The following is a 19,649-nucleotide window of genomic DNA, read 5'->3' as shown; positions in this document are numbered from 1 at the left end:
CGCGAGCGGCGCTGACAAGCCACGTCGGCGCCGCTATGATGGACGCTCCATTCCCGTCCGTCTTCTTATCAGGTGATTCATGATTGATGCCGCAACGCTGTTGTTGTTTTCCGGTGCCTGCGTGGCGCTGGCGCTGACCCCCGGCCCGGATATGCTGCTGATCGCTTCGCGCAGCGTCAGCCAGGGGCGGCGCGCCGGTTTCGCTTCGCTGGCGGGCATTCAGCTCGGCACGTATTGCCACGCGCTGGCGGCGGCGCTGGGGTTGTCGCAACTGTTCGTCGCGGTGCCGCTGGCTTACGACGCGGTGAGAATGCTGGGTGCCGCCTATCTGCTCTATCTGGCGTGGAAAACGCTGCGATCCGGCAGCAGTTTGCAGGCTTCCGCCGGGTTGCAGGCGGTGCCGACGGCGCGCATCTTCCGCCAGGGGCTGTTCACCAATATCCTCAACCCGAAAATGGCGCTGTTCGTGCTGGCGCTGTTTCCGCAGTTTATCGATCCGCGTTCAGGCTCGGTGGTGGTGCAGATGCTGGCGCTGGCGACGGTGCTGAATCTGGTGGGCTTGCTGATTAACGGCGGGGTGATCCTGGCGGTCAGCGGCATGAAAAGCCGCTTTGTCGGCCGCCGCTTCAGCGCCCGCTGGCCGAACTACCTGCTGAGCGGGGTGTTCGCCGGGCTGGCCTGCAAGCTCATTTTCGACAGCCGCCGCTAACCCTCACGCAGCAGCGCTTCAAACGCCGCGCTGGCCGGTTCGTCCGGCAGCGCGCTGTACATCACCAGCCGCAGGTGATTCTCTTCGTCGACGATGAAAGAGGCGTGGTCAAAGGTGACCGGGCCGATTTCCGGGATGGCGAAGCTGCGCCGTCCCTGGCAGCGCCCGTGAATGTCGTGCTGCCGCCAGAGCTGGCGGAACTGCGGCGACACCCGCTCCAGCGCCTGTACCCGTTGGCGCATCACCTCATCCTCCGGCGCGCGAGCGTAGTCGCGGCGGAAGCTGGCCAGGATTTGCGGCGCCTGCGCCCGCCACTCCAGCAGGCGCGCATTGAGCTGCGGATCGGCAAACAGCATCCACAACATGTTGCGCTCTTCCGGCGGGCGTTCGGCGATGGCGAACAGCCGCTGAGCCGCCGGGTTCCAGGCGATGATGTCCCAACTCAGGTTCATGACGTAGGCCGGCCGCAGCGCCAAATCGTCCAGCAGCCGCCGCACCAGCGGCGAGACCTGGCACCACTGATGGCCGACCGGCACCGGCGGCCGCTGATGCGCCAATAAAAACAGGTGGTAGCGGCCGGCGGCGTCGAGCTGCAGCACCCGCGCCAGGTTTTCCAAAAACGCCACCGACGCATTGATTTCCCTGCCTTGTTCCAGCCAGGTGTACCAGGTGAGGCCGACGCCGGCCAGCGCCGCGACCTCCTCGCGCCGCAATCCCGGCGTGCGGCGGCGGCTGCCGCTCGGCAAACCGACCGCCTGCGGCGACAGCTGTTCTCGCTTTTGACGCAGAAAATCCGCCAGTTCGTGGCGAGTGCGCTCGAGGGTGCGTGGGGGCATGGCGGCCGTCCTGTTGCTGTCAGTAATAGTATAAGTGGCTATATAGTAACAGTTTAAAACATGTTTCATACTGCGGCCATCATAATCTCTGGAGGTGGTATGGAACATTCATTATCTCGTGAACGGCGAGGGTTGGCCGGCCTGCCGGTGCTGCTGTTGGGCGGTTTTGTCACGGTGTTCGATCTGTTTGTGGTCAACGTGGCGGCGCCGGTGATCCAGCGAGAATTCTCCGCCGATTTTGCCGGCGTCGGGTTGATCGTCGCCGGTTATGAACTGGCGTTCGGGGTGCTGCTGATCGCCGGCGGGCGTCTGGGCGATCGCTTCGGACGTCGGCGTCTGTTCAGCCTCGGCATGCTGGGATTCACGCTGACTTCATTGCTGTGCGGGTTGGCGGGATCGCTCAGCCTGCTGATCGCCGCGCGTATTCTGCAGGGGGCGGCGGCGGCGCTGCTGTTTCCGCAAATTTACGCCTTGATGCGGGTGCTGTACGAGCCGCAACAGCGGCGGCGCGCCTTCGCCTGGCTGGGCATGACGCTGGGGCTGGCGGCAATCTTCGGCCAGATCCTCGGTGGTTTTATCATCGAGGCCAACCTGTTCGGCAGCGGCTGGCGCATGATCTTTCTGATTAATCTGCCGATCGGCGCGCTGGCGCTGTGGGCGGCGCGGCGCATTCCCGAATCGCGGGTGGCGCAGGCGCAGCGGCTGGATGGCGTTGGCCTGGGGCTGGCGGCGACCGGCCTGTCGCTGTTGCTGCTGCCGCTGCTGGAAGGGCCGGCGCGCGGCTGGCCGTGGTGGATCGCGCCGATGTTGGCGCTGGCAATGCTGACGCTGTGGGGCTTCCTGCGTTGGGAGCGCCGTCTGGCGCAGCGCGGCGACGATGCGGTGCTCGATCCGGCGCTGTTCCGCCAGGCGGGCTTCGCGCCGGGTATGGCGGTGGTGCTGGCGATTTATGCCACCGCTTCCTCGTTTTTCTTGTGTTTCGCGCTGCTGCTGCAGGCGGGGGCGGGGCTGACGCCTTTTCAGGCGGGCAGCCTGTTCGCCCCGGCCAGCGCGGCCTTTATGCTGGCGTCGATGCTGGCGCCCCGGCTGGCGCTGCGTTGGGGCAACCGTGCGCTGAGCGCGGGCGTGGCGATTTACGCCGCCGGGCTGGCGCTGCTGATGGCGCAGGCGCTGTGGGGCGCGGCGCTGGCGCATCCGCTGCGGCTGCTGCCGGGGTTGGTGGTGCTGGGATTCGGCCAGGCGCTGAGCATGACGCCGCTGCTGAATCTGGTGCTCGGTTTGGCGCACGAGCGGCAGGCGGGCATGGCGGCGGGGCTGGTTGCCACCGTGCAGCAGGTGGGGGGCGCGCTGGGCATCGTGGTCAGCGGCGTCGGTTTCGTGCCGCTGCTGGCGCACGGCGGCGTGGCGGAGCGCTATGCCGAGGCCTTTGCCGGCGCCATGGTATTTAATCTGTTGGCGATGGGCGTCGCCCTGATCTTGTTAAACCGGATCACGCGAAATAGTCAGAAAGCGGATCTTAAGTAGGCCGCCGGCGGGTGCTTTACTGTCGTCATCATGAGAGAGCGTAAGGAGCCACACTGATGTTTCAACCCGCCGCATTTCGCGAAGACGATCTGGATGCCCAACTGGCGCTGGTGCGCGCCCACCCGCTGGGGCTATTGGTCAGCCACGGCGAGCAGGGATTGACGGCCGATCCGCTGCCGTTTTTGGCCGATGTCGAACAGGGGCAGATCCGGCTGCGGGCGCACCTGTCGCGCGCCAACGAGCACTGGCGGCGGCTGCAGCACGCGGCGGAATGCCTGGTGATTTTTCAGGGTTTGGAAGGTTATGTGTCGCCCGGCTGGTACCCGAGCAAGCGCCAGACCGGCAAAGTGGTGCCGACCTGGAATTACAGCGTGGTGCAGCTGTATGGCGTGCCGACGGTGATGGACGACCCGGCCTGGCTGCGGCGCCAGCTGATCGATCTGACCGCGCAGCAGGAAGGAGGGCGCCCGGCGCCCTGGCGGCTCGACGACGCGCCGGCCAACTACATCGCCGCGCAGCTTAAAGGCATCGTCGGTATCGAGATCGCCGTCACCCGGCGCGAAGGCAAATGGAAAATGAGCCAAAACCGCAGCGCCGACGATGCCGATGGGGTGATCGCCGGGCTGCGCGAAGGCGATGAAACGCAGCGGCGGCTGGCGGCGGAGGTTGAGCGGCGGCGCGGATAGGGTATGCTAACCGAAGAGTGAGCAAGGGGAACCTTCGGATGGATTACACCAAAATTATCAAAGAAATAGGCCGCGGCAAAAATCATGCGCGCGACCTGGACCGGCAGACCGCTTTTGAGCTGTATCAGGCGATGCTGGCCGGGGCGGTCCCCGAGCTGGAGCTGGGCGGCATTCTGATCGCGCTGCGCATCAAGGGTGAGGCCGAAGAGGAGATGCTGGGCTTCTACCAGGCGATGCAGCAGCAGGTGTTGCCGCTGCAGGCGCCGCAGGGGCGGCCGCTGCCGGTGGTGCTGCCGAGCTACAACGGCGCGCGCAAGCAGGCCAACCTGACGCCGCTGCTGGCGCTGCTGCTCGCGAAAGTGGGCCTGCCGGTGGTGGTGCACGGCGTGCTGGACGACAGTACCCGCGTGACCAGCGCCGAGATTTTTCGCGCCCTGGGGCTGCCGTGGTCGGAACAGGCCGCTCACGCCCAGCAGCGTCTCGATAACGGCGAGGCGGTATTCATGCCGGTTTCCACGCTGTCGGCGCCGCTGGCGCGGCAGCTCGGGTTGCGTTGGCGCATGGGGGTGCGCAACAGCGCCCATACGCTGGCCAAGCTGGCGACGCCGTTCGGCGAACAGGATGCGCTGCGCCTCGCCAGCGTCTCACACCCGGAGTATGTCGGCCGGGTGGCGTCGTTTTTCCGCCAGATCGGCGCCCGCGGGCTGTTGATGCACGGCACCGAAGGCGAAGCCTACGCCAACCCGCTGCGCTGCCCGCAGATTCATTATATTGCCGGCGGCGAACAGCGCGTGTTGCTGGAGCGCACCTTGCAGGATGAAACGCCGACGTTGCCGGCGGCGAAAGACGCGGAAACTACCGCGCGCTGGATCGAGCGCTGCCTGGCGGGCGAGGTGGCGATCCCGCAGGCCATCCAGCGGCAGGTCGCCTGTTGCCTGGTGGCCGCCGGCGAGAGCGAAACGCTGGAACAGGGGCTGCAGCGCCTGCGTCAGGCCTGAGCGCGACTATACTGGGATATTTCCTCATCGGCAGAGAAGGACGGTTATGCAACAGGCTCTCGATTACTTCAATCAATTGAACCAGGATTACCTCGACGTACACCGCGCCAAAGAAGAGCTGTTCTGGCAAAACTACATGGGCACCGGCGGTGAAGAGGTGTCGGCGCGCTTTGCCGCCGCGGAAAGTGCCTATAAGCGCTTTATCGCCGAACCGCGCCGGCTGGCGGAGATCCGCAATCTGCTGGCCGGATTGGAAACGCTGCCGCAGACGGCGCAGCGCGAGGTGCTGATCCACGGCCTGCAAGGTTGGCTGCGCTTCTTCGACTGCAACGCCATTGAAGATCCGCAGGCGCAGGCGCTGTTGGATCGGATCATCCACGCCGAGTCCGATCTCTACGCGCGCCGCAAGGGCTATCAGGTTACGCATCTGAACGCCGAAGGCCGGCGGGTGGCGGCCTCGCTCGGCGAGCTGTTGACCAACCAGGCGACCAACCCGAACGAAGACTACCGCCGCAGCTCGCAGCAGGCGCTGCGCGATCTGGAGCAATGGCTGCTGCATAACGGCCTGCCGGAACTGATTGGCCTGCGCAACCGCTTTGCGCGCCAGATGGGCTATCGCAACTATTTCGACTACAAGGTGAACAAAACCGAGCGCATGACGCCGGAGCAGCTGTTCGCCATTCTGGATCGCTTCGAGCGGGAAACCCGCGAGGCCAACGCGCGCAGCCTGCAGCAACTGGCGGCCGACAAGGGCAGCCAGGCGCTGGAGCCGTGGAACGTGCGCTTCGCCAGCGCCGGCGACGTCACCCGCCAACTGGATCCTTACTTCCCGTTTTCTCGTTCGCTGGAGCGCTGGGTCGACAGCTTCAAACGCCTGCACATCGGCTTTGGCGGCGCCGAGATGAACCTCGATCTGCTGGTGCGCAAAGGCAAGTATGAGAACGGCTTTATGCACGGCCCGGTGCCGCCGTTTGTGCGCCAGGGGGAATGGGTGCCGGCGCGCATCAACTTCACCAGCCTGGCGCAGCCGGGGCAGGTGGGCAGCGGCGCTTACGGGCTCAACACCCTGTTCCACGAGGGCGGCCACGCGGCGCATTTCGCCAACATTCGCCAGAATGCGCCGTGCTTCTCGCAGGAATTCCCGCCGACCTCGATGGCCTATGCCGAAACCCAGTCGATGTTCTGCGACAGCCTGCTGGACGACGCCGACTGGTTGAAACGCTATGCGAAAAACGCCGCCGGCGAAGCGGTGCCCGATGCGCTGATCGAAGCCGGCATCGCGGCGCGCCAGCCGATGCGCGCGTTCAACGAACGCCATATCCTGCTGGTGCCGTACTTCGAGTGGGCGCTGTATCAGTGGGATGACGAGCAGCGCACGCCGGAAGCCATCACCGCGCTGGCGCGCGAGGTCGAGCAGAAGATCCTCGGCATCAGCGGCAGCCCGCGCCCGACGCTGGCGATCCCGCACCTGCTGTCGCTGGAGTCCGCCTGCTCTTATCAGGGTTATCTGCTGGCGATGATGGCGGTGGAACAAACCCGCCAGTTCTTCCTGCAGCGCGACGGTTACCTGACGGACAACCCGGCCATCGGCCCGGATCTGGCGCAACACTACTGGTTGCCGGGCAACAGCGTCAGCCATGATGACACGCTGCGCAGCCTGACCGGCGAAGGGTTCAACCCGGACTATCTGGCGCAGGCCTGTAACCAGACGGTGGCGCAGGCGTGGCGCGAGGCGCAGCAGACGATGGCCGCCGCCGCCGCGCGCCCGCAGCCGCCGGCGGATTTCGATTTGGAGGCGCATATTCGGGTGGTGGACGGCGAGACGGTATTGGCGGACAACGCCGACGGCGACGAACGGATGTGTCGCGATTTCGCCGCGGCGATAGAGGCGCGTTTGGTTTAAGGCTGACAATAAAAAAATCCACGCGGCAGCGTGGATTTTATTTAATGATAAAATCTGGGCGTTATTTTATTCGAAATAGACGTCGGGATTATCGGCCAGGGAAACGAAGCTCTTGGTGTTTCTGTCCAGCGTACGAATTTCGCCGCTTTCGATGTCGTACACCCAGCCGTGCAGGCGCAGCCCGCTGTTGCGCAGACCCACCGCAACGGAAGGGTGGGTTTTGATATTATTTAGCTGGGCGATAACGTTCTCTTCCACCATAGCGTTAACTTTGTCTGTTTCGCTATTCCAGGTTTTCTTCTCGACCACCGCTTTGGCCGCATCCGCGTAGTGCAGCCAGTGGGCTACCGCAGGCATGGGATCGAGGCACTGACAGGATGCGATAGCCTTCATGGCGCCGCAGTTCGAGTGGCCACAAATCACGATATCAGTGACGCCCAGCGCCACTACCGCGTATTCGATGGTCGCAGAAACCCCACCCGGCTCCGGGCCGAAGGAAGGGACGATGTTGCCGGCGTTGCGGATAACGAACAGTTGCCCAGGCTCTTGCTGCGTCACCAGCTCCGGCACCAGACGGCTGTCAGAACAGGAGATAAACAGCGCTTTGGGATTTTGGCTGGAGGCCAGGCTGCGAAAGAGTTCCTTACGCTGCGGGAAAATCTCTTTCTGGAAACTGAGGAAACCTTCAATGATATGTTGCATACAACGCTCTCTGCATCTGTAGTCTGCGTAATATGATAATCATCCTCTTCCGTTAGTCCAGCAATGGCACGGTAAAAAAATGTGTGTACATACCTCCCTGTAAACCACATTAAATACGGGGTTTAAACCCGTTTCCGGCAGCATTGTCCGGTTCGTGTACGGGTGGGTTGCTGATAAAGCGGGCGGCAAAAAACTGGCTGTCGTGCCCATGCAGCGCTAACGCACGCGAAGATAAAAAAAGCCCGCCGGGGTGATATCCGGCGGGCTTTTGGCGTCTGGGGCGGTGATTATTTGTAGATAACCGCGGTGGCGTGCATCAGGTTGTTACCGCTGGTGGAAGTGATGGTGAAGGCCTTGGCGCCTGCCGCATCGGCTTTGGCGGCCAGTTGAGACTTCAGGCTGCTCAGGTCGGTTGCGCCGCTGGCGACGATCACGCCGGCTTTTTCGAATTGGGCGGCATCTTGGGCGCTGACGTGTTCAGCGGCGAAAGTGGTGAAAGAAACGGTGGCCAGGGCGATAGCGGCAGCAAAAGTTTTGATGGTTTTCATGTTCGTCATTCCTGTCAAAGTGAATTAGGGAGAAAGGGGTTTGCCTTTCGATGGGAAGATTATTGCGCAGTGACAGGCGGGATGAAATCGGAGAGTGTTGACGGTTTTATTCAGATTTTTTGATTATTAATCCCCCCGTTTATCTTCTGCCTAAACGGGGGAGGCGATCAGCGCGTCGGGCGCGCCAAATCGAAACGGTGCTGTTCGGAAATGCCATAGTAGGCGGTCGGGCCGCCGGCGCGCAGGATAGGTTCGGCAGCGGCGGTCTGGTAGACGCCGTGTTCGTCCAGCAGCGCCGGATCGAGGTGCACCGCCACCACTTCGCCCAATACCAGCCAGGTTTCCACCTGTTCGCCGGCGGCGGTTTGCAGCTGAATGCACTGGGTCAGCCTGCATTCGAAGTTCACCGGGCTTTCGGCCACGCGCTCGGCTTTGACCCGGCGCCCGGGCAGCGGCGTGACGCCGGCGAAGGCGAATTCATCCTCGCCGCGCGGCAGGGGGATGGAACTGTTGTTCATCGCTTCCGCCAGCGGGCGTGTCGCCAGGTTCCAGACGAATTCGCCGGTTTCTACGATATTTGCCACGCTGTCTTTCCAGCCGGTGCTGGCGAAACCGACGATCGGCGGACGGTAGTTGAAGCAGTTGAAAAAGCTGTAGGGCGCCAGATTGCGCAAGCCGGCGGCGCTGCGGGAAGAGATCCAGCCGATGGGGCGTGGGCCGACGATGGCGTTCAGCGGATCGTGCGGCAGGCCGTGGCCGGCGGCGGGTTCATAATAATAACGAGATTCACGGCTCATGGGGGATCCTGTGGTAATCGATGAGGTTTTCATTGTGCCGGGTTTCCCGCCGCTGCGCCATTGCGGGCGGGATGTGTTATCTTACGCGCCGGAAATACCTTCAAGAGAGCCCGTCACGGTGGAAAAAAAGAAAACCTTCCCGCAGCAGAAAAGCGGCCTGCATCCGCGCAACCGTCATCGTTCACGCTATGACTTCCCGGCGCTGATCGCCAGCTGCCCAGCGTTGGCGCCGTTCGTAAAACCGAACGCCTGGGGCGATGTTTCGGTGGACTTCGCCGATCCGGCGGCGGTGAAAATGCTCAACCGTGCGTTGCTGCAGCACTTTTACGGCATCGAACACTGGGATATTCCGGCGGACTACCTGTGCCCGCCGATCCCCGGCCGCGCCGATTATCTGCACCACCTGGCGGATCTGCTGGCGACCAGCAACGGTGGCGAGATCCCGCGCGGCAAGGGCGTGGCGATCCTCGACGTCGGCGTCGGTGCCAACTGCATTTACCCGATCGTCGGCCTGCGCGAATACGGCTGGCGTTTCACCGGGTCTGAAATCGATTCGGTGTCGCTCAACGCGGCCAAAATGATCGTTGAGATGAACCCGACGCTGCGTAACAGCGTGCGTCTGCGGTTGCAAAAACAGCCTGAGCTGATTTTTAGCGGCATCATCGGCGCGGCCGAGAAATTTGACGCCACCCTGTGCAACCCGCCGTTCCACGCATCCGAGCAGGAAGCGCGCGCCAGCACCCGCCGCAAGCTGCATAAATTGGGCAAAGGGGAAGTGGCCGACAAGCCGGTGCAAAACTTCGGCGGCAAGAACAACGAACTGTGGTGCGAAGGCGGCGAAGAGGCCTTCGTGCGCAAGATGGTGGAAGAGAGCGTCGGCAAGGCCAACAACTGCCTGTGGTTCACTTCGCTCATCTCGAAAAACACCACGCTGCCGGCCATCTACCATGCGTTGAAGGTGGCGGGCGCGGCCGAAGTGCGCACCATCGAGATGGCGCAAGGGCAGAAGATCAGCCGCTTTGTCGCCTGGACCTTCCACGACGCCGAGCAACAGGCCGCCTGGGCAGCCGAACGCTGGCGCTAATCCTTCCGGCGCTGGTTATCCTGCCGGCGCCGACAAAAATCTGCATTTTACCTTTCAATTTTCATCACTTACGTTATTCTCAATACGGAATTAATAATAAAAATCTTAGGCTGTTGGTTTATTTAAATTCGAATAATTACTTTACTGAATAAATAAATTTAATCCGGTTAATAGCAATAACCAGAAGGAACGGCGCTGCCCGTTCCTTCCGCGATGGCACGTCTGCGTGTGGGCGCGGCATGTGGCCAGGCAAAAATAAGAAAAGCGCCATCATCTGCCACAAGGACTACACCTTATGCTGTTACGATTCAGTCAGTTAACTACCCACAAAGGCGCCGAACTGAGCGCGATAGAACACGCCGTTCCGATGATCGTATTCTCGCCCGACGGCACGGTATTGCGCGCCAACGATCTTTTCCTCAGCACGCTGGGATTTCAACGCGATGACGTGATTGGCCGCCATCACCGTATTTTCTGCGATCCGAACTATGTCGCCAGCCCGCTATACCGCAAACATTGGGAGACGCTGAATAAGGGGCAACCCATCACGGACACCATAAAACGCATCGCGAAAAACGGCGAGGCGGTGTGGCTGCAGGGCACCTATGCGCCGGTGCTGAATAAACAGGGTAAGGTGGTGGAGATCGTCAAGATCGCCAGCGAAGTGACCGAGCGAGTGACCCAGGCGCAGGAACACCGCAGCCTGCTGGCGGCGCTGAATCGATCGATGGCGATGATCGCTTTCACGCCGCAGGGCACCATCGTCAGCGCCAACGACAATATGCTGGCGCTGATGGGCTATCGGCTGGAAGAGGCGTGCGGGCAGTCGCATGCGGTGCTGTGCCCGCCGGAGTTCGCCAATTCCGACGATTATCGGCGGCATTGGCAGCGCCTGGCGCGCGGCGAGTTCATCACCGGGCGTTTTGAGCGCCTCAACCGGCGCGGCGAACGGGTATGGCTGGAGGCCAGTTACAACCCGATCCTCGACAACGAAGGCCAGGTGGTGAAGGTGGTGAAGATTGCCCAAGACATCACCCGGCTGATGCAACAGCAGCAGCATGAAGAAGAGATGGTGCGCAACGCGCATCATCTGTCGCTCGATACTGACCGGCAGGCGGCGCAGGGCGCGATTATCGTGCAGCAGGCGGTGAAGGGCATGCAGCAGGTCGAAGCGGCGGCGCGCGAAACCTCGGACGTGGTCACCGAGCTGGGCAAGTGTTCTCAGCAGATCGGCACCATCGTCGAAGCCATTCGTAAAATCGCCTCCCAAACCAACCTGCTGGCGATTAACGCCTCGATCGAAGCCGCCCACGCCGGCGAGCACGGGCGCGGTTTTGCGGTGGTGGCCAACGAAGTGCGCACGCTGGCGGAACAGTCGCGCAAGGCGGCGACCGAGATCGAACGCATGACCAAATCTATCCAACAAGGCGTGGCGGCGGCGATTGCCGGCATGGCAACCTGCGTAGAGCAGGCCGGCGGCGGCGTGGCGCTGACCCATGACGCCGGGGAAGTGATCAACCAGGTCAACATCGGCATGCACGACGTCGTGAAGCTGATGCAGGCGTTCACGTCGGTGAAGCAGGGCGACGCGCTGCACTGAGTTTTCATCACGCCGCCCGCCGAAAACGGGGGCGGCGTTTTTATCTTCCCGCCGATTAGCATGCCGTTGAGCCGCGGTTCAATTTTACCGGCTATGCTATTCTTAAATACGAACGAACGTTCGTTCATTCATTCATTCATTCATATCTATGCGATGGCGCCAGGCGCCCCCTTCACCGTTTCGGGAGTTGCCGATGGGAAATCGAGAAAAGATTGTCGAGGCCGCGCTGCACAGCTTTACCCATAAGGGATTTCACCAAACCAGCATGCGGGATATCGCGCAGGCGGCGGGCGTCAGCGTCGGCAACCTCTATAACTACTTTACCGGCAAGGAGGCGTTGATCGGCGAGATTGCGCTGCTGGAAAACGGCGTATTCACCGAGTTTGCCGTCGGATTGCGGGCCGACAGAACGCGGCCGAAACAGGCGCTGTCGGCCTTTTTCACCGGCTATCACGCCTTTGTCGCCGAACCGGCCAATGTGCAGCTGTCGGCGGAGATCGTGGCGGAGGTGGCACGCAACCCGGCGTTGGCCGAGCCGTTCAGCGCCAACCAGCGGCAGTTGATTGAGGCGCTGGCGACGGTTATCGCCGAGGCGCAGCAAACCGGTGAGATCGCACCGGCGATAGCGCCGTTGCCGCTCGCGCAGTTGGTGCTGGACGTGATCGAAAGTCAGGCCTGGCGGCAGGCGATCTTTGCGTCGTCTGCGCCGGAGGAGACCACGCCGGTGCGGCTGTTGGAACAGCTGCTCTACCGGCATCCCTAGTCGAGGTGGATATGCTGCACATTGAGCCGTACCGCGATGCTGACCGCCGGCAAACGGCGGCGCTGATCTACGCCGCGTTCTGCGACAAGTTTCAGCGCGCGCGCCGTCTGAGCGCCCGCCTTCAGTGGCGTCTGTTCTATCGGCTGTGGCGTTGGAAGCAAAGCGGCAGCCGGGAGCGCAGCTTCGTGATGAAGCAGGATGAACAGGTGGTGGCGGCCTTTGCCCTCAATGTGGCCCCTGGCGAGAATAACGCCGGGCGGCGTCCGTGCACCTTGCCGATTTGGCGGCTGTGCCGCCGCTATGGCTGGCTGAACGTTTGGCGCATGTATCTGCAAATGGCGGTGTTGCAGCACACCCCGGCGGCCGATGAACTGTATCTCTCCTACCTGGCGGTGGCCGAGAGTCAGCGTGGTATAGGGGTGGGCAAGCGTCTGCTGCAGTTGATGAACGACTACGCTGCCGAACAAGGCGCGGGCCGGCGTCTGAGCCTGCACGTCAGCCGGCGCAACGTGGATGCGCTGCGCCTGTACCGGCGCTGCGGTTTTCAGGTGCGGCGCGAAGAGCATTACGCTTCGTTAGGATTGCTGTTCGGTCAGGCCGACTGGGTGTTGATGGAGAGACGCTGCGGGGAGGCGACGTGCGCAAAATAGGACTGTGCTGCGTGGCGCTGCTCCTGCTGGCGCTCGGGTGGGTCATTTTCGTCAACGACTTTCGCTTCGTCACCGAACCGGTCACGGTGACCGCCGGCGGCAACCGGCTGACAGGCACGCTGGTGTTGCCGCAGCATGCGCCGGTCAAGCCCGGCGTCGTGGTGTTCGTGCACGGCGATGGGCCGGCCAACGCCAGCCGCGACGAAGGCTATTACGGCATTTGGGAGGCGATGGCGCAGCAGGGCTACGCGGTTTTATCCTTCGATAAGCCGGGCGTTGGCGGCTCCGGCGGCAACTGGCTGCATCAGACCATGACGGATCGCGCGCGGGAAACCGCCGATATCATCGACTGGGCCCGGCGGGACGGGCGCTTTGATGCGCGCTGCGTGGGGCTGTGGGGCACCAGCCAGGCGGGATGGGTGATGCCGGAGGTGGCGCGTTTGCGCCCCGACATCGCCTTCACGCTGGTGCTGGCGCCGGCGATCAACTGGCTGCGGCAGGGGCGCTATAACACCCGGGCGGCGATGGCGGCCGCGGGGGATGATGAAGCACAAATCCAGGCGCGCGAGGCGCATTGGCGCCACATTCAGACGCTGCTCGAACAGCCGGACGGCTACACGCAGTACCGCCGCGAGTATGGCGTCGCCGCATTGAGCGCCGACCGCTGGCGCTTTATTCGCGCCAACATGGCCAGCGACGCGACGGCGGGATTGCGGAATTTCAACACGCCGGTGCACCTGATCCTGGGCGGGCGCGACGTCAACGTGGACGCGGACGAAACCGAGCGCGTGTATCGGCAAACGATCCCGGCCTCGCTGCTGACGGTAACGCGCATCGACGAAGCTGACCACGTGATGGTCAAACCGCTGTTCGCCCGCCATCCGTGGCTGATCAACGTGGTGGGCCTGTTTGCGCCGCGCTCGGTGCAATACGACGCCTACCGACAGGACGTGGCGGCCTTCCTGGCCGCTCAGCCCTGCGGGCACGGGCGCTAACTGCCAGGAGCCGCGGGCGGTGCCTGTTCTTCGTGCGGCTGCGGCGCGCGGGAGATCTGCATCGCCTGCTGCGGCATGCCGATGCCGGCCCGATCGAAATGGATTTTCACCAGCCGATCGAGGGCGTACTGGACCACCCACTGTTTCAGCGCCTGCGTGCGCACCGTCACGCGGGTGGTGAACGAGCGGTCGCCCAGCGCGACCACGCCGTTGAAGACCGGCTCGCCAATCAGGAAATGCTTCACCTGTTCATCCTGCTTCAGCGCCGCGACGGCCTGATGCAGCACCTCATTGACCCGATCGATGTCCTCGTCGCGGCTGACGGTGTAGTTGGCGCGATACACTCCGAATTCACGCGCATAGTTGGCCAGCGTGGTGATCGAGGAGTACGGCACGATGTGGTAGACGCCGTAGTCGTCGCGCAGGCCGATCGAGCGGATGGTCATGCGCTCCACGGTGCCGGTGATGCCGCTGACGGTGACGTATTCGCCGGTGTTCATGCCGTTTTCGAACTGGATGAACACGCCGGTGATCACGTCTTTCACCAGCGTCTGGGCGCCGAAGCTGATGGCCAGCCCCAGCGCGCCGGCGCCCGCCAGCAGCGGCGCGATGTTCAGGCCCACCTGCGACAGCACGATCATCACGGTAATGGTGCTGATAACGATGGCCAGCACGTTGCGAAACAGCGTCAGCAGCGTGCGTTCGCGTGCGCTCGGCCGCACGCCGTTGCTCAGTTCCAGCGCCAGGCGGTGCTCGATGATGCTGGCCATCAGCGTCCAACTGAAGACGGCGATCAGCAGGATCAGCAGGATATGCACCAGCCCGCCGAGCGTTCGCTGGCCATTTTCGCTGCCCGCCCACTGGTACAGGTTGATCAGGTGCCAGGCATCGAGCAGGAACAGCGTCACTGCCAGCACCACCATCACCCGCAGTATCTTCAGCCCGTTGGGGATGTAGGAGTTGATGCGCCGCTCGAGCATCGGATAGCGCAGATTAACGTCGGTCGGCAGCGAAATGCGGCGGAAAATCCAGCGGGTCAGCATGCCGGACAGCAGAGCGCCGACGCCGACCACCAGCAGGCTTTTCACCGTGGCGCTCATCATAAAGCGCAGGCTGTTGCCGATGTCGAACTGGGACAGCACGAACAACACCAGAAAATAGGCGATCGCCAGCAGATGCCAGATATGCCCCAGGCCGCGCAGGATCGCGCTGAAAAACGCCATCGACCGTTCGGCCAGCAGGTTGATCTGTTGCTGTATCGGCTTGCGGTTGTGCAGGATCAGCCAGATGGCGTACAGCGTCAGCGCCAGCATCACCACCAGGTTGACGGCGGCGGCGGCCGGGTAGCTTATTTGTACCGCCACCACCGGCACCACCACCATCAGGCCGTAGCCGATCAGGCCGCTGAGCCAGGCGAGGCGCGTGTTCCAGTAGCGCGCGCTCTGGTCGCTGAAGGGGAAGGGGCGCAGGTAGTCGAAGTTGGGGGCGAAAATCAGCCGCAGCACCGCTTTGAAAAACTCAATCACCGCGAAGGCGCTGAGAAACAGGGTCTGCAGCCGCAGAATGGTGGCGCTGTCGGCGTGGACGTGGCGGGCGAACAGGTTGCCCGCCGCCAGCGCCAGCAGCAGCACCAGCAGATCGACGGCGAAAGCGCCGAGAATGGCGGCGGGGCGCTTATACCACGGGCCGCGCTGTAGCCGCGCGTTGTGCCCCCAGCTGCCCATGCGTTTGTACAGCGGCGCGATCAGCCGCCGGATCAGGTGGAACAGCGCAAAGGTGACCGCCACCGTCAGCAGAAAGTAACCCAGCGCGCGGAAAAAGCCGGCGGGATTGAAAACGCGCTTCGGGCCGGAGTCGATCAGTTTTTGCAGCGCGCCGAGCTTCTGGTTAAAGGTGCCGATGCCTTCCTGCGCCAGCGAGTTCAGGCTGTCGCTCAGCGTGGCCGGCGTTGATTCCTCCGGCGTTGTTGGGGCGGCGGCGGGGGCGTCGCTGGCGGCCTGTTTCAGGTGGTTGATGAGTGCCGCGCGCGCTTTGTCGTCTTGCAGCAGATCGGCCAGCGCGGCGTAGGCGGCCTTCTGCTGCTCGCTCTTGTCGGCGGGCGCGGGCGGCGCGTTTTGCGCCAGCGCCGGTGGCGCGAAGACGTTCAGGGTCAGCAACAGCAGCAGGAAAAGCAGGTGTTCTCGCAGATGAGAACCTCGTCGGGAGTCTGCGTTTGGCGGCATTGTTCCTCTCTTTGGCGTTCTGTGATCGGCGGATGTCAGAGCAATACGATGAAAAACAATGAATATAGTAGGAAAGGTGGCGCGATGTGGCGTGGGAACGCGTGCGGAATGAAAGCGGCGGGCGCGTGGCGCGCCCGCCGTGAAACCGCCAGGATCAGGACACGTGCTGCAGGAACTCCTGCAGACGCGGGCTTGGCGGATGGTTGATCAGGTCGTGCGGGTTGCCGTCTTCGGCAATCCGGCCCTTATCGATAAAGATCAGGCGCGACGCCACTTTTTCGGCAAAGCCGACTTCATGGGTGACGATGACCATCGTCATGCCTTCCTCGGCCAGATCCTGCATCACCTTCAGCACTTCGTGGCGCAATTCCGGATCGAGCGCGGAGGTCGGCTCGTCGAACAGCATCATTTTCGGCTTCACCGCCAGCGCGCGCGCAATCGCCACGCGCTGCTGCTGCCCGCCCGACAGTTCGGACGGATAGTGGTGGGCACGCTCCGCCAGACCGACCTTGGCCAGCAGCTCGCGCGCCAGTTTTTCCGCATCGGACTTCTTCGCGCCGCGCACGCGGATCGGGCCGAAGGCGACGTTTTCCAGCGCCGTCAGGTGCGGGAACAGGTAGAACTGCTGGAACACCATGCCGGCTTCCTGGCGGATCAACCGATCGTCCACTTTCGGATCGTTGGCTTTCAGGCCGTCGACGATCAGATCGCCGCTGGTGACCTCTTCCAGCTTGTTGATGCAGCGCAGCAGGGTGGATTTGCCGGAGCCGGACGGCCCGATGATCACCACCACTTCGCCTTTGTCGATCTTCAAATCGATGTTATGCAGCACCTGGGTTTGGCCAAAATGCTTGGAGACGTTTTTAAATTCAATCACAGGATTTTCATCCTTCTTTCCAGACGACGCAGCACGAAGCTCAGCACCAGGGTAATAATCAGATAGATAACCGCCACGGCGCTCCAGATTTCCAGCGCGCGGAAGTTACCGGCAATAATTTCCTGACCCTGACGGGTCAGCTCCGCCACGCCGATCACGATGAACAGCGAGGTGTCTTTGATGCTGATGATCCACTGGTTGCCCAGCGGCGGCAGCATGCGGCGCAGCGCCAGCGGCATAATGACGTAGCGGATGGTTTCGCGGCGCGACAGGCCGAGCGCCAGGCCGGCCTCGCGGAAACCGTTATGAATCGACAGCACCGCGCCGCGGGTGATTTCCGCAATGTAGGCGCCGGAGTTGATCATGATGGTCACCACCGCCGCGGTGAACGGATCGATGCGCAAATCGGTGAACGCCATCGGCAGGGCGAAGTAGATGAACATCACCTGCACCACGATCGGCGTGCCGCGGATCACTTCGATAAACACCAACGCGATGTGGTTGGCGATCCAACCGCCGTAGGTGCGGGCAAAGCCGGCGACGAGGCCGATGATCAGGCCGCCAATCAGACCGAGGACCGAAATCCACAGGGTCATTTTGGCGCCCTCTAACAAGATAGGAATGGCGGGCCAGATGGCGCTCCAGTCGAACTGCATGATATTTCTCCCGGTGATCCCGAACGTGGGTATCAGATACAACGAAGCGCAGGGGGTAAGCGCCCCCTGTGCTTAAGTTAATAGCTTGCCAAATTCACAGCTTACTTAGGTTCGGTGCCGAACCACTTCTTGTAGATCTCGTTATAGGTGCCGTTCTCACGCAGGGTCTTCAGCGCGCCGTTCACCTTCTCGCGCAGCTCGTCGCTGCCTTTAGGGAAGGCGATGCCATACTGCTGTGCTTCCAGCGAATCGCCCACGGTTTTGAACTTGCCGGCGCCGGCCGTCTTGATGAAGTACAGGATGTTTGGCGTGTCGTGCAGCACCGCATCGGCGCGCTTGGTGCCCAGCTCCATGTAGGCGTTGTCAATGTTAGGGAACTGACGCAGATCCTTGGTTTTGATGTGCTGCTTGGCGTAATCCACCGAGCCGGTGCCGCTCTTCACCGCCACCACTTTGCCGTTCAGATCGTCGATGCTTTTCACGCTGTTGTTGTCGGCGTTGACCATCACCAGCAGGCCGCTCTTGTAGTAGCCGTCGGAGAAGTCGATGGCTTTCTTGCGCTCATCGGTGATGGTGATGCCGGCCAGCGCCAGATCGACGTTTTTGGTCTGCAGCGCCGGAATGATGCCGCCGAAGTCCATTGGCTTCAGGGTGTAGTCCAGCTTCAGTTCTTTGGCGACGGCGGCCCACAGGTCGATGTCGAAGCCGACGTATTTGTCGCCTTGTTTGAACTCAAAAGGAACGAAAGCGGTGTCGGTGGCGACCACCAGTTTGTCTGCTGCGTGGGAACTTACGGCAAAGGCCAGAGAGAGTGCGGCCAGGGAGACTTTAAAAATCGACTTCATGAGAGGAATTCCTGTACAGGTTGCGGATTACCCATTTTTTATATTGCAGTTGGTGCCATGAAAAAATCGTGCCATGTTTTCAACTACTATAAAAACAAAGAGTTATTGCGTGATGTTGTGCCGTAAAGGCGAATTGTTATGGTTGCGCACCAAGGTGAGGCACCAAAATGGTGCGTAAGAATTATCTTGGTGCACGGGGCTATCATTAACCAAACTTTGGCTGTGAAACAACCGTTCTTTAACGTTTTTGCTTCAATATTGATAACTAACTCTAACTTTCATGATGCACTGACGGTGCAATCGGAGCCGCGTGCGGCGAAAAGGGGGGCAGATAATGCTAGCGCAACTGGCTGTCTTTGCTGCCGCGCCGGTTATACAGGCTGGCGGCCGCGTGTTTTTTGTCTTGTTCGGTCTGGCAGGCGAGGCAAAAACGCACGCCGGTTAACGCCTTGCGGCGCGCCTCGGGGATCGGCTCTCCACATTCCTGGCAATAGCGCTCGCTCTCGCCGTGCCCGAGCGCTTCACGCGCGCGCTGCACCGCATCGTCGACGGTGGAATCAATCTGATCTTGTACGGCGCCGTCCGCCGCCCAGCCGCTGGCCATCGTTACCTCCTGACAAAGGAACCTTACCGTTTAATATGGGCCGTTTTTTGTACAATGCAACGGCCGCGCAAAAGAAAACAGGCCGGGCGAAGCCCAGCCTGTTCTGCCCGGAACGACGGGCGCTCTGCAACTTTTTAGCGTTATTCGATGTTGGATTCGATGAACCACAGGAACTTGTCCAGATCGCGCGAGGCGGCGGTGAACATGTCGGCGGTATCTTCGTCTTCCACTTCGGTAATGGCTTTACGGATGTCATTCGCGACCGCGCCGTAGCGATCGGCCAGCGCTTTCAGGTGCTCTTGCACGCTGTGGATATTGGTCGGATAGCTTTTCAGCGGCGTGCGATCGTTAACCACCTGTACGGTGCCCAGCGCCACGCCGCCCAGTTGCACCACGCGTTCGGCGAAGGTGTCCTGATGCTCGATGATGGCGGTGCGGAAGCCGTCCAGCATTTCATGGACCGCGATGAAGTTTGCGCCGCGCATGTTCCAGTGCGCCTGCTTGGTGATCAACGAAAGATCGATGAATTGCACGACCTGATGGTTCAGCGCCTTGATGGCGGCCAGTTTGACTTTTTCGTCCAGATCGTTACGGGTATACAGCAGATCAGAAGATTTCGTTTTCACCAGTTTAGCGGTACTCATATCAGA

At 61.9% G+C, this 19,649-nt stretch carries 20 protein-coding genes; 10 read left to right on the top strand and 10 right to left on the bottom strand.

The window, feature by feature from the left end:
• Nucleotides 1-79 precede the first annotated feature (79 nt).
• On the top strand, nucleotides 80-709 hold the full coding sequence (locus ACJ8HB_RS04030) for a LysE family translocator (protein ID WP_033653411.1): 630 nt from the start codon (nucleotides 80-82) through the stop codon (nucleotides 707-709).
• Here ACJ8HB_RS04030 and ACJ8HB_RS04025 read toward each other — a convergent pair.
• A complete protein-coding gene (locus ACJ8HB_RS04025) occupies nucleotides 706-1,545 on the bottom strand; it encodes a helix-turn-helix transcriptional regulator (protein WP_033637650.1) in 840 nt (279 codons plus the stop codon). The two genes, ACJ8HB_RS04030 and ACJ8HB_RS04025, sit on opposite strands and share 4 nt — an antisense overlap.
• Nucleotides 1,546-1,644: 99 nt before the next feature.
• On the opposite strand from ACJ8HB_RS04025, the gene ACJ8HB_RS04020 reads away from it, so the two are divergent.
• From ACJ8HB_RS04020 to ACJ8HB_RS04005, 4 genes are read left to right on the top strand one after another with little or no spacing between them, the layout of a single operon-like run.
• Complete coding sequence (locus tag ACJ8HB_RS04020) at nucleotides 1,645-3,069, top strand: MFS transporter (RefSeq protein WP_094859703.1); 1,425 nt, start codon at nucleotides 1,645-1,647, stop codon at nucleotides 3,067-3,069.
• Nucleotides 3,070-3,125: 56 nt separating this feature from the next.
• On the top strand, nucleotides 3,126-3,755 hold the full coding sequence (locus tag ACJ8HB_RS04015; protein WP_047568631.1) for an FMN-binding negative transcriptional regulator: 630 nt from the start codon (nucleotides 3,126-3,128) through the stop codon (nucleotides 3,753-3,755).
• A gap of 38 nt (nucleotides 3,756-3,793) precedes the next feature.
• Nucleotides 3,794-4,753, top strand: a complete 960-nt coding sequence (ybiB, locus tag ACJ8HB_RS04010; protein WP_094859704.1) for a DNA-binding protein YbiB — start codon at nucleotides 3,794-3,796, stop codon at nucleotides 4,751-4,753.
• 46 nt (nucleotides 4,754-4,799) lie between these two features.
• Complete coding sequence (locus ACJ8HB_RS04005) at nucleotides 4,800-6,656, top strand: M3 family metallopeptidase (protein WP_047568629.1); 1,857 nt, start codon at nucleotides 4,800-4,802, stop codon at nucleotides 6,654-6,656.
• A gap of 66 nt (nucleotides 6,657-6,722) precedes the next feature.
• Here the strand turns inward: ACJ8HB_RS04005 and ACJ8HB_RS04000 are convergent, their stop codons facing one another.
• The 3 genes from ACJ8HB_RS04000 to ACJ8HB_RS03990 all read right to left on the bottom strand — a co-directional run bounded on the left by ACJ8HB_RS04000 (nucleotide 6,723) and on the right by ACJ8HB_RS03990 (nucleotide 8,703).
• Nucleotides 6,723-7,358, bottom strand: a complete 636-nt coding sequence (locus tag ACJ8HB_RS04000; RefSeq protein WP_004939270.1) for a carbonic anhydrase — start codon at nucleotides 7,356-7,358, stop codon at nucleotides 6,723-6,725.
• Between the two features lie 287 nt (nucleotides 7,359-7,645).
• Nucleotides 7,646-7,906 (bottom strand): multiple stress resistance protein BhsA, encoded by a 261-nt coding sequence (gene bhsA / locus ACJ8HB_RS03995; RefSeq protein WP_015377148.1) that lies wholly within the window; start codon nucleotides 7,904-7,906, stop codon nucleotides 7,646-7,648.
• A 167-nt stretch (nucleotides 7,907-8,073) separates the two neighbouring features.
• Nucleotides 8,074-8,703, bottom strand: a complete 630-nt coding sequence (locus tag ACJ8HB_RS03990; protein ID WP_033646882.1) for a flavin reductase family protein — start codon at nucleotides 8,701-8,703, stop codon at nucleotides 8,074-8,076.
• A gap of 118 nt (nucleotides 8,704-8,821) precedes the next feature.
• Here ACJ8HB_RS03990 and rlmF point away from each other — a divergent pair, with 118 nt between their 5' ends.
• The 5 genes from rlmF to ACJ8HB_RS03965 all read left to right on the top strand — a co-directional run bounded on the left by rlmF (nucleotide 8,822) and on the right by ACJ8HB_RS03965 (nucleotide 13,795).
• On the top strand, nucleotides 8,822-9,787 hold the full coding sequence (rlmF, locus tag ACJ8HB_RS03985; RefSeq protein WP_165791075.1) for a 23S rRNA (adenine(1618)-N(6))-methyltransferase RlmF: 966 nt from the start codon (nucleotides 8,822-8,824) through the stop codon (nucleotides 9,785-9,787).
• Between the two features lie 295 nt (nucleotides 9,788-10,082).
• Entirely contained in the window at nucleotides 10,083-11,387 is a 1,305-nt protein-coding gene (locus ACJ8HB_RS03980) for a methyl-accepting chemotaxis protein (RefSeq protein WP_047568624.1), read from the top strand.
• Between the two features lie 193 nt (nucleotides 11,388-11,580).
• The gene (locus tag ACJ8HB_RS03975; protein WP_047568622.1) at nucleotides 11,581-12,150 is read left to right on the top strand and encodes a TetR/AcrR family transcriptional regulator; all 570 of its coding nucleotides are present in this window, start codon (nucleotides 11,581-11,583) and stop codon (nucleotides 12,148-12,150) included.
• Between the two features lie 11 nt (nucleotides 12,151-12,161).
• Nucleotides 12,162-12,800 carry a GNAT family N-acetyltransferase gene (locus tag ACJ8HB_RS03970; RefSeq protein ID WP_047568620.1) on the top strand — a complete coding sequence of 213 codons (639 nt, stop codon included), beginning with the start codon at nucleotides 12,162-12,164 and terminating at the stop codon, nucleotides 12,798-12,800.
• Nucleotides 12,788-13,795 (top strand): alpha/beta hydrolase family protein, encoded by a 1,008-nt coding sequence (locus ACJ8HB_RS03965; RefSeq protein WP_047568618.1) that lies wholly within the window; start codon nucleotides 12,788-12,790, stop codon nucleotides 13,793-13,795. The genes ACJ8HB_RS03970 and ACJ8HB_RS03965 overlap by 13 nt, the downstream gene beginning before the upstream one ends.
• Here ACJ8HB_RS03965 and ybiO read toward each other — a convergent pair.
• From ybiO to dps, 6 genes are all read right to left on the bottom strand, one after another.
• On the bottom strand, nucleotides 13,792-16,017 hold the full coding sequence (gene ybiO, locus ACJ8HB_RS03960) for a mechanosensitive channel protein (RefSeq protein ID WP_047568616.1): 2,226 nt from the start codon (nucleotides 16,015-16,017) through the stop codon (nucleotides 13,792-13,794). The two genes, ACJ8HB_RS03965 and ybiO, sit on opposite strands and share 4 nt — an antisense overlap.
• Before the next feature lie 154 nt (nucleotides 16,018-16,171).
• Complete coding sequence (glnQ, locus tag ACJ8HB_RS03955; RefSeq protein ID WP_004939230.1) at nucleotides 16,172-16,894, bottom strand: glutamine ABC transporter ATP-binding protein GlnQ; 723 nt, start codon at nucleotides 16,892-16,894, stop codon at nucleotides 16,172-16,174.
• Entirely contained in the window at nucleotides 16,891-17,550 is a 660-nt protein-coding gene (glnP, locus tag ACJ8HB_RS03950; protein ID WP_004939229.1) for a glutamine ABC transporter permease GlnP, read from the bottom strand. Before glnP ends, glnQ begins: the two co-directional genes overlap by 4 nt.
• 101 nt (nucleotides 17,551-17,651) lie before the next feature.
• A complete protein-coding gene (gene glnH, locus ACJ8HB_RS03945) occupies nucleotides 17,652-18,395 on the bottom strand; it encodes a glutamine ABC transporter substrate-binding protein GlnH (protein WP_004939223.1) in 744 nt (247 codons plus the stop codon).
• A gap of 337 nt (nucleotides 18,396-18,732) precedes the next feature.
• Nucleotides 18,733-18,999 carry a DksA/TraR family C4-type zinc finger protein gene (locus tag ACJ8HB_RS03940; protein WP_033637659.1) on the bottom strand — a complete coding sequence of 89 codons (267 nt, stop codon included), beginning with the start codon at nucleotides 18,997-18,999 and terminating at the stop codon, nucleotides 18,733-18,735.
• Between the two features lie 140 nt (nucleotides 19,000-19,139).
• Entirely contained in the window at nucleotides 19,140-19,643 is a 504-nt protein-coding gene (gene dps / locus ACJ8HB_RS03935) for a DNA starvation/stationary phase protection protein Dps (RefSeq protein ID WP_004939215.1), read from the bottom strand.
• Nucleotides 19,644-19,649: the final 6 nt, after the last annotated feature.

The organism is Serratia sp. CY27727 (assembly GCF_052169275.1).
GTDB classification, from domain to species: Bacteria; Pseudomonadota; Gammaproteobacteria; order Enterobacterales; family Enterobacteriaceae; genus Serratia; species Serratia sarumanii.
This window is presented reverse-complemented; position numbering and strand designations above follow the sequence as displayed.